At 70.2% G+C, this 15,177-nt stretch carries 9 protein-coding genes; 5 read left to right on the plus strand and 4 right to left on the minus strand.

The features are described 5' to 3' along the window. Window positions 1-428: 428 nt before the first annotated feature. Window positions 429-2,660, plus strand: coding sequence for an alpha-xylosidase (gene yicI, locus ABT001_RS32455; protein WP_351284930.1), 2,232 nt, complete (start codon window positions 429-431; stop codon window positions 2,658-2,660). 64 nt (window positions 2,661-2,724) lie between these two features. Continuing rightward, complete coding sequence (locus ABT001_RS32460; RefSeq protein WP_351284932.1) at window positions 2,725-3,348, plus strand: histidine phosphatase family protein; 624 nt, start codon at window positions 2,725-2,727, stop codon at window positions 3,346-3,348. A gap of 25 nt (window positions 3,349-3,373) precedes the next feature. Here ABT001_RS32460 and ABT001_RS32465 read toward each other — a convergent pair whose 3' ends face one another. Beyond that, window positions 3,374-4,582: a lactate 2-monooxygenase gene (locus ABT001_RS32465; protein WP_351284933.1), complete on the minus strand. Its 1,209-nt coding sequence runs from the start codon at window positions 4,580-4,582 to the stop codon at window positions 3,374-3,376. Between the two features lie 170 nt (window positions 4,583-4,752). On the opposite strand from ABT001_RS32465, the gene ABT001_RS32470 reads away from it, so the two are divergent. From ABT001_RS32470 to ABT001_RS32480, 3 genes are all read left to right on the plus strand, one after another. Beyond that, window positions 4,753-6,438 carry a carboxylesterase/lipase family protein gene (locus ABT001_RS32470; RefSeq protein WP_351284934.1) on the plus strand — a complete coding sequence of 562 codons (1,686 nt, stop codon included), beginning with the start codon at window positions 4,753-4,755 and terminating at the stop codon, window positions 6,436-6,438. After that, window positions 6,435-7,424 (plus strand): amidinotransferase, encoded by a 990-nt coding sequence (locus ABT001_RS32475; RefSeq protein ID WP_351284935.1) that lies wholly within the window; start codon window positions 6,435-6,437, stop codon window positions 7,422-7,424. The genes ABT001_RS32470 and ABT001_RS32475 overlap by 4 nt, the downstream gene beginning before the upstream one ends. A 131-nt stretch (window positions 7,425-7,555) precedes the next feature. Further along, entirely contained in the window at window positions 7,556-9,223 is a 1,668-nt protein-coding gene (locus ABT001_RS32480; protein WP_351284937.1) for an LCP family protein, read from the plus strand. 77 nt (window positions 9,224-9,300) lie between these two features. Here ABT001_RS32480 and ABT001_RS32485 read toward each other — a convergent pair whose 3' ends face one another. The 3 genes from ABT001_RS32485 to ABT001_RS32495 all read right to left on the minus strand — a co-directional run bounded on the left by ABT001_RS32485 (window position 9,301) and on the right by ABT001_RS32495 (window position 14,922). Further along, entirely contained in the window at window positions 9,301-9,951 is a 651-nt protein-coding gene (locus ABT001_RS32485; protein WP_351284939.1) for a class F sortase, read from the minus strand. A gap of 52 nt (window positions 9,952-10,003) precedes the next feature. Further along, complete coding sequence (locus ABT001_RS32490; RefSeq protein ID WP_351284941.1) at window positions 10,004-10,699, minus strand: hypothetical protein; 696 nt, start codon at window positions 10,697-10,699, stop codon at window positions 10,004-10,006. Window positions 10,700-11,073: 374 nt separating this feature from the next. Beyond that, window positions 11,074-14,922, minus strand: coding sequence for a GH92 family glycosyl hydrolase (locus tag ABT001_RS32495; RefSeq protein ID WP_351284943.1), 3,849 nt, complete (start codon window positions 14,920-14,922; stop codon window positions 11,074-11,076). Between the last annotated feature and the right edge of the window lie 255 nt (window positions 14,923-15,177).

Consider the following 15,177-nt stretch of genomic DNA (forward strand, 5'->3'; position numbering starts at 1 on the left):
GGGCGGGACGCGTCGCGTCACCGAACGGGTCGTTGCCACGCCAGCCCACGGTCCAGAGACCGAAGGTGAACCTGTCCGCGGGGGTGGGGGTGAAGAGGTCCGACATTGCACAGCCTCTTGTCGACGTCAGGCCCGGACGGCGTTCGCCGACCGGTCAATTTGTTTGCTTGCAGTACTAATACGCCATCCCGTCCAAGGTTTCTAGACCATTTCCGTGACGTATCGGTCACGTGGCGCCAACATGGCAGATCCGGGGCCACGCCGTACGATTCGGCTACTCGGGCATTCCGGGAATTCCCGTCGCGCACCAACCCTGTCGGTCATATTTGTTTTGTGTACGATCAAAACCGAGAGGACCCGCAGCCGCGCTTGCCGCAGGCGCCCTGACGTCCCGCCCAGCACCCCCTGATCGGCTAAGGACCACCCCCATGAAGTTCACCGACGGCTTCTGGCAGATGCGCAGTGGTGTGCACGCCTCGTACGCCACGGAAGTCCGCGACGTCCGCCTCGACGACGACCGCCTCGCCGCCTACGCCGCAGTCAAGCGCGTCACGCGCCGCGGCGACACGCTGAACGCCCCGCTGATCACGGTGGAGGCCCACTCGCCTGCCGAGGGCGTCATCGCGGTGCGCCTCACCCATCACGCCGGCAAACGCCGCAAGGGCCCCGACTTCGCACTCCCGGGCGCCGCGCGGCAGTCCGCCGCCACGACCCGCACCCAGGGCGCGACCGCCGAGCTGACCAGCGGCCCCCTCACCCTGCGGCTCCCCACCGAGGGCGCCTTCGGCCTGGAGTTCCTCGACGGGGACGGCCGCGTCCTGACCTCCGCCGGCCGCAAGGGCAGCGCGTTCGCGACCGTCGACGACGACGGCAGCCACCACATGTTCGCCCAACTCGCCCTCGGCGTAGGCGAGACCGTCCATGGCCTCGGCGAGCGCTTCACGCCGTACGTCAAGAACGGCCAGGTCGTCGACATGTGGCAGGCGGACGGGGGCACCAGCAGCGAGCAGGCCTACAAGAACATCCCGTTCTACCTCTCCTCGCGCGGCTACGGCGTCTTCGTCAACCACCCCGGCAAGGTCTCCTTCGAGATCGGCTCCGAGGCCGTCGGCCAGGTGCAGTTCAGCGTCGAGGACCAGACGATGGAGTACTTCGTCGTCGCGGGCCCCACCCCGAAGGACGTCCTGTCCCGGTACGCCTCGCTCACCGGCCTCCCGGCGCTCCCGCCCGCGTGGTCGTTCGGCCTCTGGCTGACCACCTCCTTCACCACCTCCTACGACGAGGCCACCGTCACCTCCTTCGTCGACGGCATGGCCGAGCGCGGCATCCCGCTGAGCGTCTTCCACTTCGACTGCTTCTGGATGCGCGAGTACCAGTGGTGCGACTTCGAGTGGGACCCGGCTGTCTTCCCCGACCCGGAGGGCATGATCGCCCGGCTCAAGGACAAGGGCCTGAAGATCTGCGTCTGGATCAACCCGTACATCGGGCAGAAGAGCGCCCTGTACGAAGAGGGCGCGGCCAAGGGCTACTTCGTCGAGACCGCCGACGGCGACATCTGGCAGTGGGACAAGTGGCAGGCCGGGATGGCGCTGGTCGACTTCACCAACCCCGACGCCACCGCCTGGTACCAGGCCAAGCTGAAGGTCCTCCTGGACCAGGGCGTCGACGGCTTCAAGACCGACTTCGGCGAGCGCATCCCGACGGACGTCGTCTGGCACGACGGCTCCGACACCGAGCGCATGCACAACTACTACACGCACCTCTTCAACAAGGCCGTCTTCGAGCTCCTGGAGGAGCAGCGGGGCGCGGGTGAGGCCGTGCTCTTCGCCCGCTCCGCCACCGCGGGCGGCCAGCAGTTCCCGGTCCACTGGGGCGGTGACTGCTGGTCCTCCTTCGAGGCCATGGCCGAGTCCCTGCGGGGCGGCCTCTCGCTGTCCCTGTCCGGCTTCGGCTTCTGGAGCCACGACATCGGCGGCTTCGAGGGCACCCCCGACCCGGCGGTCTTCAAGCGCTGGCTCGCCTTCGGCCTCCTCTCCTCGCACAGCCGGCTGCACGGCTCCTCGTCGTACCGCGTGCCGTGGGAGTTCGGTGACGAGGCGGTGGACGTGGCGCGGCAGTTCACCCGCCTCAAGCACCGCCTGATGCCGTACCTGTACGGCGCGGCCGTCGAGGCCCACCGCACGGGCGTCCCGACGATGCGGCCCCTGCTGCTGGAGTTCCCGGACGACCCGACGGCCCGCACGGCGGACCGCGAGTACCTGCTGGGCGGGGACGTCCTGGTCGCCCCGGTCTTCACCGAGGACGGGGAGGTGGAGTACTACGTTCCCGAGGGCACCTGGACCCACTTCCTCACCGGCGCGACGGTCACCGGCCCCGCCTGGCGCCGCGAGACCCACGGCTTCGACAGCCTGCCCCTGCTGGTCCGCCAGGGATCGGTCCTGCCGCTCGGCGCGGACGAGTCCCGCCCGGACGGCGAGTGGCTCGACCACCTCGAACTCCGCGTCTACGCCCCCGAGGGCACCGGCGACTTCACCCGCACGGTGACGGTCCCGGACCGCACGGGCGCGGTGGCCGCGACGTACGAGGTGAGCCACGAGGGCGGCGAGGTCCGCGTCACGACGGACATGGACCAGCCGTACACGGTCACGGTCGTAGGCTGACCGCGTACGACCCTTCCGAGCCGGCCCCGCCCCGGGGCCGGCTCCCCGGCGCAAGGTGGAGTCCATGGGTGAGCTGCTTCTGATCCGGCACGGCGAGACGGAATGGTCCCGCTCCGGGCAGCACACGAGCCACACGGACCTGCCGCTGACCGACCTCGGCGAACGTCAGGCCCGCGCGCTCGTACCCGTCCTCGCGGAGCGCACCGTCGGCCTCACCCTCGTCAGCCCCCTCCTGCGCGCCCGTCGCACCGCGGAGCTGGCCGGTCTGCGCGCGCCGCGTGTGACCCCGGACCTGCACGAATGGGACTACGGCGCGTACGAGGGCATCACCACGGTGGAGATCCGCCGCACCCGCCCCGACTGGGACCTCTGGCGGGACGGCGTCGCCCCCGGCGACGACCACCCCGGCGAATCCCCGTCCGAGGTCGCGGACCGCGCCGACCGCGTCCTGGCCGAGGTCGCCGCGGCGGCCTCCCGGATGGGCCACGACGACATCGCGCTGGTCGCCCACTCCCACTTCCTGCGCGTCCTCACGGCCCGCTATCTGGGCCTGCCCGTCACCGGCGGCGAGCTCTTCCAGCTGGCCACGGGCGCGGTCTCGCGCCTCGGCCGGGAACACGGCAAGCCGGTCGTCAAGGCCATGAACATCGCCATTCCGAGGAGCATGTTCGAAGCGGCGGGCTGCTGACCGGCCCCGCACGCCACGTCGGTCCTCACGACCACAGTGCGGGCCCGGCCCCCGGGGCTCGTACGACGGCGTGGGGGCCCAGCTCACCGGGCCGGGTGAAGCCGGACAGGGCGAGGGTCAGTTCGAACTCGGCGAGGAGTGTCCGGATGACATGCTCCACGCCCGGCCCGCCGTCCAGCGCGAGACCGTAGACATAGGGACGGCCGAGCAGCATCGCCCGCGCACCCAGCGCCAGGGCCTTCAGCACGTCGTCCCCGGTGCGGATCCCGCTGTCGAACAGCACGTCGAGGTGTCCCCCGCACGCCTCGACGACGGCCGGCAGCACGTCGAGCGAACCCACGGCGCCGTTGACCTGACGTCCTCCGTGGTTGGACACGACGACGCCGTCCATGCCCGTGTCCACGGCCCGCCGCGCGTCGTCGGGGTGCTGGATGCCCTTCAGCACGATCGGTCCCTCCCAGTGTTCGCGGAGGAACGCCAGGTCCTCCCAGGTCTTGCCGGGGTCCCCCGACATGCGGAAGAAGTGCGCCACGGCGGCTGCCGGATCCTCCTCGACGGGTGAGGTGAGGCCCGCCAGGAACGCCGGGTCGGTGAAGTAGTTCGCCGTGCCCACCCCGTGCAGGAAGGGCATGTAGGCCTGGTCCAGGTCGGCCGGCCGCCAGCCGAGGAGCCAGGTGTCCAGGGTGACCAGGAGCGCCGTGCAGCCGCACGCCGCCGCACGCGCCAGGAAACTCTTCGTGATCTCCCGGTCCTTGGCCCAGTACAGCTGGAACCACCGTTCGCCGTCGCCCATCACCTCGGCGACCTCCTCCATCGGCGTACTCGACGAGGAGGACATGACGAACGGCACCCCTTGTGCTGTGGCGGCGCGGGCCGCGCCCTTCTCCGCCTCCGGGTGTGCCACGGCCAGGGCGCCGACGGGAGCCAGCGCGACCGGCGCGGGAAGCCGTCGGCCGAGCACCTCGACGGACAGGTCCCGCACCCGTACGTCACGCAGCATCCTCGGCACGATGCGCCAGGCGTCGAACGCCTCCCGGTTGGCGCGCGCCGTACGGCCGTCGCCCGCGGCTCCCACCACCGTCCCCACCGGCCCGGAACCCAGCCGCCCCGCGGTCATCGCCTCCAGGCGGTTGAGATCCGTCGGCAGCCGGGGCGGCGCTCCGGCCAGACCGTCACGGAAGATCTCGTGCTGGAACGCCGTCCGGTCCATGCCGTGTCCCTCTTCGCCGCGCATGGGACATCCCTTCCGCGCCCCGGCCCCGCGCCAGGGGGGCCCACGAAGTTTCACCCGGTCGGATCCGCCTTCCACCGCCTGCTGTTGGCGAGGTGCCCACACTTCTCGTGGTTCCGCTGTGAATATGTCCGGTATTCCCCCCTGAGGTATCCGACAGGAGACACCTGGCCATGGCAGCGAAACGCACGGCGGTCCTCGCCGTCCTCACGGGTGCGGCCCTCCTCCTGGCGGGCGTGACGGCCACCGAGCCCCTGCGTCCCGCCGGTGCCGGGAGTGGTGGCACCACCGCCACGGCGCGCACCGACTCGGGCCTCGTGCGGGGTCTGCGCACGGCCACCCACACCGTCTACCAGGGCATCCCCTACGCGGGACCGCCCACGGGCGCCCATCGCTGGGCCGCCCCGCGTCCTGTGCGCCCCTGGAGCGGCGTACGGGACGCGACGAAGCCGGGGCCGCTGTGCCCTCAGGTCGCCTCGGCCTACGCGGACGCGTCGAGCCTGGAGGAGGACTGCCTGGTCCTCAACGTCACCACGGGTGCCCCGAAGGCCGCGCGGCGACCGGCGCCCGTCCTGGTCTGGATCCACGGCGACGGTGCCGTGGGCGGAGGCGCGTTCTTCGACGCCCGGCGCCTCGCCGACCGCGGCCTGGTCGTGGTCACCGTCAACTACCGGCTCGGAGTCTTCGGCGGCTTCGCCTACCCGGGGCTCGACGGTTCGGGGACGTTCGCCCTGCAGGACCAGCAGGCGGCGCTGCGCTGGGTCCGGCGTAACGCCGCCGCGTTCGGCGGTGACCCCGGCAACGTCACCGTGGCCGGTTCCTCCTTCGGCGCCGCGGCGATCAGCGGCCACCTCACGTCACCGGGAGCCCGCGGGCTGTTCCACCGGGCCGTCCTGTCCAGCGGCGAGGGAATGATGGACATGCCGGCCGGGGCCATGGGGGAGGGCGTGCCGGCCTACCCGCACTACACCTGGCGTACGGGGCGGGAGTCGCGGGACACCGGTGTCGCGCTGACCTCGTCCCTGGGCTGTGCCGGCCCCGACCCGCTGCGGGCTCTGCGATGCCTGCGCGCCCTGCCGGTGAAGAAGGTGCTGGAGGTCCCGGGCATCATGAACGCCTTCCAGGCGTTCGCCTACGGCAACGAGGTGCTCCCCGACCTGCCGGAGGAGGCGCTGGAGCAAGGCCGCTTCCCCCGCATCCCGTTGATGTCGGGGGCCACGCTGGACGAGCACCGCCTGTTCGTCGGCATGGCCCACGACGCGATCGGCTCCCCGTTCACCGCCGCCCAGTACGCACGCGCACTCGGCACCGCCTTCGGCCGCGACGCGGACACGGTGGCCGCGCGCTACCCGGTGAGGGCCTTCCCGTCGCCCGCCCTGGCCTGGGCCGCCGTGGTGACCGACCGGATGTGGGCGCGCGGCACGTATGCCCAGGCGACCGCGTTCGGACGCCACGCACCCACGTACGCCTACGAGTTCGCCGACCGCGACGCCCCGATGTACCTCCCCCTCCCCGGTACCTTCAACTTCGGCGCGTACCACGCGGGCGACACCCCGTACGTCTTCGAGGACCCGGACGCGCAGAAGCACTTCACCGAGGCGCAGGTGCGTCTCTCCGGGACCATGACCAACTACTGGGCGCACTTCGCCCGCACCGGCACACCGAACCGGCCGGGGCTTCCGCGCTGGACCCGGTTCGAACCGGCGGACGCCGTACCGCACACCCAGTCCCTGGCACCGGACCGGATCGGGCCCGTCGACTACGCCGGGGAACACCGGCTCGACTTCTGGCGCCGCCTCGCCGAAGAGGGGACCTCGTCGGCAACACGGCCGGCCGAGGGCAAGGAGCCTGTCTCGTGACCGCCCCACGTGTCACCCACGACTGGGGCGTGCTCAAGGAGACGGTCGTGGGCCGGGTCATCGATTTCACCTTCCCGCCCGAGCTCGCCACAGGTGTCCCCGCCTCCCTCGGCTTCCTCCCCGAGCGTACGAGGCGGAACATGCCCCGCTGGGCGGGGCGTTCGTGGTCGCAGGCCGACCCGGAGGGATACGGGCGCTGCGTCGAGCAGGTCGAGGGACTGGCCCGATTCCTCACCGCGCGAGGAGTGACCGTGCACCGTCCCCGCGCCCTCCGTGACGGTGAACTGGACGTGTACGGCGGCGGGTTCAGCATGCAGACCTTCGTGCGCGACCCGATGATCGTCATCGGGGACCGGGTCATCGAGGCGGCGCTGCGGCTGCCCGCCCGTTTCAAGGAGCGCTTCGGCCTGCGCCCCGTCATCGAGGAAGCGGAGGCACGCGGTGCGCGCTGCTCGGTCATGCCACCTCCGGCGCCCGTACCGGTGGCGGACCTCGCCACGGCCGAGGGGCCTTTCCTGGAGGGCGGCGACGTGCTCCCCATGGGCCGTGACATCCTCGTCGGCACCGGCACGGCCGCGTCCGACGCGGCGGGTGCCCGGTGGCTGGCCCGGCTGCTCGGGGACGACCACCGCGTCCATCAAGTGCCCCTGTCCCCACGGGTGATCCACCTCGACGACGGCCTCACCACCGTCCGCGAAGGACTCGCAGTGGTCTGCCGGGAGCAGTTCACCGAAGGGCTGCCCGCACCGGTCGCCGACTGGGAGCTGATCGACGTCAGCCTCCATGACGCCGTCAACCTCCTGGCGGGCAACAGCCTGGTCCTCGCCCCGGGCGAGGTGCTCGTCGACGAACGCCTCACGGACCTGGCCGGAGCGCTCACCGCCCGCGACGTCACGGTCCACACCCTGCCCTACGACGCGGTCACCCCCTTCGCGGGCGGATTCCGCTGCTCCCACCACCCGTTGGTGCGGGAGTTGCCAGGGTGACCACACGCGGGCGCGTGCCGCCCGGACCCGAAACTTGTCGTGAAGGTCGTGGAGGAGTGTGCACCCCCCGTTAGGATGACGCGTCGAACAATTGGGCGACTTGTGTGACATCGGACAGGGGACTGGGGACCATGGACGCACAGACCTATGGAGGGGCGGACGACGTCGACCCGGCCGACCAGTGGGTGGTCAACCCCGAGACCGGTGCGTACGAACTGCGCCTGGACGGACCGCCGGTGGCCGACGCCCACCAGGATGCGACCGCTCCCGCGACCGCCCCCGCCCGCGTGCCTCGGCAGCGCGACCGGCGCGAGGCATCCGCTCCCGGCAGCGCGGCCGGCCGCCGCAAGCGCAAGCAGCGCGGCAGGAGGAAGGTGCTGATCTGGACGGGGGGCGGCCTCGCGTTCCTCCTCGTCGGGACGTCGGCGTACGCCTACTACTGGTACGACCGCCTCGACGGCAACATCACCACCGTCGACATCGGTGACGTGGGGAGCGACAGTGTCCTGCCGGACGGCCCCGCCAACATCCTGATCATCGGCAACGACGTGCGCGTCGGCAAGGGCAACGAGGGGTACGGCAACCGGGACAACGTCACCGGCCACGCCGACACCACCCTCCTCTTCCACATAGCGGGCGACCGCTCCAACGCCACCGTGGTGAGCATCCCCAGGGACCTCATGACCACGATCCCGGACTGTGAGACCAGACAGCCCGACGGTTCGGTCAAGGTCATCGGCGGTTCGACGTCCCCCACCAAGTTCAACGAGTCCTTCGGGGTGAACGGCCGCGATCCGGGCTGCACCATGCGCACCGTCGAGGGCATCACCGGCCTCGAGGCCGACCACTTCATGATGTTCGACTTCAACGCCGTCAAGACGCTGTCCACCGCGGTCGGCGGCGTCGAGGTGTGTCTGAAGGAGCCCATCAAGGACGAGAGCGGCGGGTCCAAGCTCGACCTGCCGAAGGGGAAGAGCCGGATCGGGGGCGAGGACGCGCTCTCGTTCCTCCGCAACCGGCACGGTCTCAAGAACGAGAGCGACCTGGACCGGATCGAGATGCAGCAGAAGTTCGTCGCGTCGATGATGCGGCAGCTGAAGGAAGACACGCTGAGCAGTCCCACGAAGATGCTCGACGTCGCCGAGGCGGCCACCAACGCCCTCACCGTGGACAAGGGAATAGGCAGCGCGGGCAAGCTCGTCACCCTCGCCAGGGAGCTCGGCAAGATCGACCTGAAGAACATCACCCTGATGACGATGCCGGTCATCGACAACCCGGACGAGCCCACGCCCGTCACCGTCGTCCCGCACCCGGTCGAGGCGCCGAAGGTCTTCGGCATGCTCCAGAACGACGTGTCCTTCACCGAGGTGAAGAAGGACGAGAAGGCGGCCAAGGACAAGCAGGCCGCCCTGCTCGACGGTCCGCGTGCGGAGGCGTCGGACGTACGTGTCGACCTCGCCAACGGTGGTGCGCCGAGGGGGTCGGCGGGTGCGGTCCTGGGCTGGCTGCAGAACTCGAAGGGCGTGCTCAAGTCCAGCAACGTCGGCAACGCCCCGAAGGACGTGGCCGCGACGACGCTGGAGTACGCGCCGAACCAGGCGGACCAGGCCCGTGCGCTCGCGGACATGATGGGCCTGCCCGCCTCGGCGATGAAGCCCGGCGCCACGGACGCCACCGGGACGGAGGCGATGACGCTCGTGCTCGGGGCGGACTTCAAGGAGGCCGGCACACCCGTCGCCCCGCCGAAGAAGGTGGACGTCAAGCAGTCCCGGGCCGACCAGAGTGTGTGCGGGGCGTAGCCGTGCCCGTGGAGCACAGGGACGGCCGGCGCCTCGCCCCCGAGGCACCGGCCGGTTCCGTGCGGCGCGCCCCGGCTTCAGGCGGCCTTCTTCTTGAGTGACGTCAGGTGGGCGAAGACGACCACGTTGGCTGAGTAGCCGTCCTTCTTGTCGAACCGCCCACCGCAGGTCATGAGCCTGAGCTCGGGACGGCCGGTGGCGCCGTAGACCTTGTCGTCGGGGAACTTGTCCTTCGTGTAGGTCTTCACCTCGTCGACGGTGAAGACCGCGGTCCGCCGGTCCGCCCTGGTGACCTTCACGGTGTCACCCCGGCGCAGGGCGTTGAGGTTGAGGAAGATCGCCGGTCCCGTCGCGGTGTCCCGGTGGCCGACGAGCAGCGAGGTTCCCGCCTCTCCGGGGGACGGTCCCTTGCTGTACCAGCCGACCAGCCGGGGCTTGCTCAGCGGCGGGGCGCCGAGCCGGCCCTTCTTGTCCAGGGTGAGGCCGGTGACGGATGCCTCGATGAAGATCGCGGGGACGGCGACCTTCACCGGCCGCGAGTGCACCAGTGGCGCGTGCGAGGCCGGCACCTTCGCCGGCGGCGTGTGCGGTGCCCTCCGGAACGGCGGGGCCCCGCCGCCCGCGGCGTCGCTGCCGCGGGCGGCGGTGACCGACGTGGCGTCCTCGGGCGAGTCCGAGCTCGCCCACACGACGCCGGTCACCAGTGAGAAGGTCACGCACAGGGTCATCGTCAGCCGGCATGCACGGCTCGGTCCCCGTCGTCGCCGTCGGCCGCGCGTGTCATGCCTCGTTGCGGGCACGACGGCGTGCGGATCGACGGACCATGATCAGCCCCGCGATTCCGGCGGCACCGGCGACGAGCGCGGCCGAGGCCCCGACGTTCGACTCGCCCTCGGTGCTCACGCTCTCCATGTCCGGGACACCGCCGCCACCCGCGGGCACCGCGCCGGACGGCTTGTCGTACGACTTCTCGGTGTCCTTCTCCGCGCCCTTCTCGGCGTCCGACTCCGAACCGCGGTCGTCGCCCTGCTCACGGCTGCCGCCCTGACCGGGCTTCGGCGAGCAGTCGACCTCGAAGCTCTTCTGCTTCGGGCCCGCCGGGACGACCCACACCAGCTGGTACGTGCCCTCCGGGAGCAGGTACTGCTCGCTGCGGGCCTGGCCGTTCACGAGCGGGAGGGTGCCCAGCAGCGTGTCGCCCGGGGGGACGGTCGGCGGCTGCTCGGTGATCGTCCAGGGGACGGCGGGGAAGGACTCGAAGTTGCTCGCCTTGAGCACGAACTTGCAGACCTCGACGCCCTCGCGGTCACCACGGGAGTGCCAGCCGACCGACGTGACGTCGATGTCGCCGCTGTCCCCGGGCAGGGCGTAGGCGGCGGGGGCGCCGGCCAGCGTGGCGCCGGCCACGGCGACCGCAGCGGCCATCGTGACGCCCGTACGGGCGCTGCGGGAGCGGACGGAAGCGGAAATACGCATGCTGGGCTCCTTCAAGCCGAGATGATTGTCGTACTGATCACCTGATCGCCTAAGACATGACATGGATCTTCGGAAGAATGGGCCGGGACACCGGGAAAACGCGCAAAAATGCCCTGACTAGCCCATAGCGGGTGAGACGGAACGCGGTCGGCGGGCGTCGGCACACGGCCGCAGGGTGACCGTCACGACCGCGCCCGCCACCGACGTGAACACGCAGGCGCGACGCGATGGCGATCGTCCCGTCGTCCCGTCGTCCGCGCGTCCGGTGGTCCGTGCCCGTATCCGAGCGGCCGTGCGGAGCACCACACGACCGAGGGCCGGCCATCCGCTCCTGCGGACGGCCGGCCCCCGGCTCCGTGACTCCCCTCAGGCGGTCAGGAGATCAGCTCGATCTCCGCCAGCGTCGCCGCCGCCGTGCTCACCAGCCGGTACTTCGCGTACGCGCCCGGTGCCTGCACCGAGAACGCCCGGGTCTGCTTGTCCCAGGCGAAGGTCTGGCCGGACCGCTTGTCGAGGTCCTTCCAGGTCGTCCCGTCCGCCGACCCCTGGAGCACCCAGCCGGTGGGGGCCTTCGCCGCCGTGGCCGAGGTCAGCGTGTACTGGACCGCCTTCGTGCCCTCGGCGGCCGGCAGGTCCACCGACTCGACCGCGGCTGAGGTGGCCGAGGTGTTGTCGTACAGCGCGCCGTCGCCCTTGAGCACGTCACCCTTCGGGGCGGGCACCTCGTCGTCCTGGGTGATGGAGACCGGGGCCGCGTTCTTGCCCGTGCCCCACGCCGAGGGCTTCGAACCCATGTCGAACTCCAGCACGCCGCCCTTGGCCAGCAGGTCGTGCGGCAGCGAAGTGGACGTCCACTTCTTGCCGTTGACCTTCAGCCCCTGGACGTAGATGTTCGTCGCGCTGTTCTTCGGAGCCTTCACGACCAGCTCTCGGCCGTTCTCCAGGTGCACGGTCGTCTTCGTGAAGAGCGGGGAGCCGATCGCGTACTCACCGCTGCCCATGACCAGCGGGTAGAAGCCGAGCGAGGAGAAGAGGAACCAGGCCGACTGCTCGCCGTTGTCCTCGTCGCCGTGGTAGCCCTGCCCGATCTCGCTGCCGGTGTACAGCCGTCCGAGGACCTCGCGGACCTTCTCCTGCGTCTTCCAGGGCTGCGACGCCGCGTTGTACATGTACGTGGCGTGGTGCGCGACCTGGTTGCTGTGGCCGTACTGCCCCATCCGCACGTCACGCGCCTCGGTCATCTCGTGGATGACGCCGCCGTACGAACCGACGAACTCGGGTCCGGCGGTCTCGGGGGTCGAGAAGTACGTGTCCAGCTTCTCCGCCAGACCGTCACGGCCGCCGTAGAGGTTGGCCAGGCCGCGGCTGTCCTGCGGCGCGGTGAAGGCGTATCCCCAGCCGTTGGTCTCCGTGTAGTCGTAGCCCCAGACACGGGGATCGTACTGTTCGGAGGGCAGACGCCAGTCGCCGTTCGCCTTCTTGCCCTGGAAGAATCCGGCCTTCCCGTCGAAGAGCTTGACGTAGTTCCGCGCGCGGTTGAGGAAGTACGCGGACTCCTCCTTGTAGCGCGGCTTCTTCGTCTTCGCGTAGAGGGCCTTGCCCATCTCCGCGATGCCGTAGTCGTTGAGGTAGCCCTCCAGGGACCAGGAAAGCCCCTCGTGCGTCGAGGTGTCGGCGTATCCGGTGAAGACCGAGGTCTCCATGCCCTTGCGGCCGACGCCCGACGACGGCGGTGCCACCGTGGCGTTCTTGACCGCCGCGTCGTAGGCCGCCTCGGCGTCGAAGTCGACGCCCTTGACGTACGCGTCGGCGAAGGCCACGTCGGAGCTCGTACCGGTCATCAGGTCGGCGTAGCCGGGGGAGGACCAACGGGAGGTCCAGCCACCGTCCTTGTAGTGCTGGACGAAGCCGTCGACCAGCTTCCCTGCCTTCTTCGGGGAGAAGAAGGAGTACGCCGGCCAGGTCGTCCGGTAGGTGTCCCAGAAGCCGTTGTTGACGTACACCTCACCCTTGACGATCTTCGCGCCGGTGTGGGTCGGGGTGTCGGCGCCGGTCTGCGGCGAGAAGGGGCTCGCGTAGGTGCTCTCGCCGTCGACCTGCTCGAAGCCCGAGTTCGGGTAGAGGTAGAGCCGGTACAGGCTGGAGTAGAGCGTGGTCAGCTGGTCGGCGTTCGCACCCTCGACCTCGACCTTGCCGAGGATCTTGTCCCAGGCCTTCTGCGCGTTCTTCCGCACCTTGTCGAAGGAGGTCCTCGCCGGCAGCTCCATGGCGAGGTTCTTCTTCGCCTGGTCGACGCTGATCAGCGAGGTGGCCAGCCGCAGGCCGACCGTGCGGTCCTTGCCCGCGTCGAAGCGGAAGAAGCCGGTCACGTCGTCACCGCCGCCGCCCTTCAGCTTGCCGCTGTCGGTGACCGGCGCGTCGAAGGAGCCGTACACGAAGAGCCGGGTGGCGCCGGTGGACAGGCCGCTCTTGACGTCCGAGTAGCCGGTGAAGGTACCGGACTCCGGGTCGAGGGTGAGTCCGCCCCTGTTGTCGACGTTGTCGAAGACCAGGCTCGCGTCGTCACCGGGGAAGGTGAACTTCATCCGCGCCGCGTGGTCGGTGGGCGTCATCTCGGCCTTGAGGCCGTTCTCGAAGGTCACCCCGTAGTAGTGCGGGGTCGCCGTCTCGTTCTCGTGGCGGAAGGGCAGCGCGCGCGCCGTGCGGGAGGCGTCGGGCGTGCCGGAGGCCGCCGACGGCATCACCTGGAAGGTCTGGCGGTCACCCATCCAGGGGCTCGGCTCATGGCTGGCACTGAACGCCTGGAGCGTCGGCAGGTTGTCGTCGTTGTTGCCGCGCGCGTAGTCGTACAGCCAGCTCGTGGAGCCGGCGTTGGTCACCGGCGTCCAGAAGTTGAAGCCGTGCGGGACCGCCGTCGCCGGAATGTTGTTGCCGCGCGAGAAGCCACCGCTGGAGTTGGTGCCGCGCACGGTCGACGCGTAGTCCGAGAGGTGCGCCTTGCGCTTCTCCGGGGCCTTCGGGGCGATCGTGACGTCGTCGATCCAGCCCTGGAACTTCGACGGGCCCTTGGGGGAGTCGTACGCCACCAGGATCCGGTCGACGGTCTTGCCGGCCGCGACCGTGCCGATGCGCGAGGCGACCTTGTTCCACTGGTTCACGTACAGCCGCTTGGCGTCGGCCTGCCCCTGCGGGGTCAGTGGACCGCCGTGGCTGTCGGTGGCGTTCAGCCCGCTCAGGTAGGTGCCGTCGGTGAAGGCCAGGTCCACCGCCACGTGCGTCGCGGGGTAGTCGAGGTCCGTCTCGCCCATCTGCGGATACACCAGGTAGGAGAGCTGCGTGTCCTTGGTGACCGCCGTGTCGACGTCGAAGACCTTGTTGTACGAGTAGGCGCGGCCGTCCGGCTTGTGCGTACCCGCGTACCGCAGGGCCTTCTTGCCGGAGAATCCCGCGCCCTGCTTGGCGGTGGGGGAACCCGAGGGGCCGCGGTCGGGCTGGGAGCGCATGTCGTCGGGGGTGGGGGTGGAGGTGTCCCCGTCCGAGAACTGGACGTCGGCGAGCTGGAGCGCGTCGGCGGCACCGTTGTTCTTCGTGATCTCCAGCCGGAAGTGCCGGTACGCGGTGTCCGTGGTGATGTCGTACGACGTGGTCTGGAGGCGCTCGGAGAACGTCTGGCCCGTACGGGTGTCCAGGTCGGTCCAGGTCCTGCCGTCCGTGGAGCCCTTCAGGACCCAGTCCCGGGGATCCCGTTCGTCGTGGTCGTTGGCCGAGGTGAGGGCGTACGTCACGACCTCGGTGGCCTCGGCGAGGTCGAACTCGACCCAGCCGGTGGGCGCGAAGGTCAGCCACTTGCTGCCGGGCTCCACATCGGTCAGGTTCTCCTTGACCTCGCCGCCGGCGGTGTTCTCACCGCTGGCGCGCAGATCGGTGACCTGATCCGTGACACCGCCCGGTATCCCGGCGGAGAACCCACCGTCGACACCCGAGGACCGCTTCTTCCCGTCGGCGCCTTCCTCGACGGTGTTGCGCCAGTCCGGCTGCCGTTCACCGGCCTCGAACGAGCTGCTGAACGAGGTGTTCCCGGAGGGCTTCTGCGGGGCGCCGGACGGTTGCGCGAGAGCGGCGGTGGGGGCTGCCAGGGCCATGACGAGAGAGGCCGCGAGGACCGCGGCGGAGCGACTGTGTCTGTGGCGTGAGTCGTGCTGAGGACCACGTAGGGGCTGCATACGGAGCCGTTCCTCCCGGGGGCATGCTTGGACAACGTTGTCAGCGAGGGATGCGGGTTCCAGTAGGGAGCCAAGTGACGGCATGTGTCAAGGGTGTTGCGCGGGGTCGGCGCAGGTGAATCGACCGTATTGCGGAAAACGGTGATTCCTCGGGAAGGCGCGCGGTGCCGAGGCGACCCTGAGGTCTCAACTCGGGAAAGACTGCCGCTCAACCCTGCTTTCGATCTTGCCCAGTTGGTGACGAGTGGACTATAC

This window comes from Streptomyces sp. NPDC002793 (assembly GCF_040295485.1).
Lineage (GTDB): Bacteria > Actinomycetota > Actinomycetes > Streptomycetales > Streptomycetaceae > Streptomyces.

What these genes read in the sequence shown, in the direction of transcription:
- yicI (WP_351284930.1), top strand. Translation starts at nt 429, where the DNA reads ATGAAGTTCACCGACGGCTTCTGGCAGATGCGCAGTGGTGTGCACGCC.
- ABT001_RS32460 (WP_351284932.1), top strand. Translation starts at nt 2,725, where the DNA reads ATGGGTGAGCTGCTTCTGATCCGGCACGGCGAGACGGAATGGTCCCGC.
- ABT001_RS32465 (WP_351284933.1), bottom strand. Translation starts at nt 4,582, where the DNA reads ATGCGCGGCGAAGAGGGACACGGCATGGACCGGACGGCGTTCCAGCAC.
- ABT001_RS32470 (WP_351284934.1), top strand. Translation starts at nt 4,753, where the DNA reads ATGGCAGCGAAACGCACGGCGGTCCTCGCCGTCCTCACGGGTGCGGCC.
- ABT001_RS32480 (WP_351284937.1), top strand. Translation starts at nt 7,556, where the DNA reads ATGGACGCACAGACCTATGGAGGGGCGGACGACGTCGACCCGGCCGAC.
- ABT001_RS32485 (WP_351284939.1), bottom strand. Translation starts at nt 9,951, where the DNA reads ATGACCCTGTGCGTGACCTTCTCACTGGTGACCGGCGTCGTGTGGGCG.
- ABT001_RS32490 (WP_351284941.1), bottom strand. Translation starts at nt 10,699, where the DNA reads ATGCGTATTTCCGCTTCCGTCCGCTCCCGCAGCGCCCGTACGGGCGTC.
- ABT001_RS32495 (WP_351284943.1), bottom strand. Translation starts at nt 14,922, where the DNA reads ATGCAGCCCCTACGTGGTCCTCAGCACGACTCACGCCACAGACACAGT.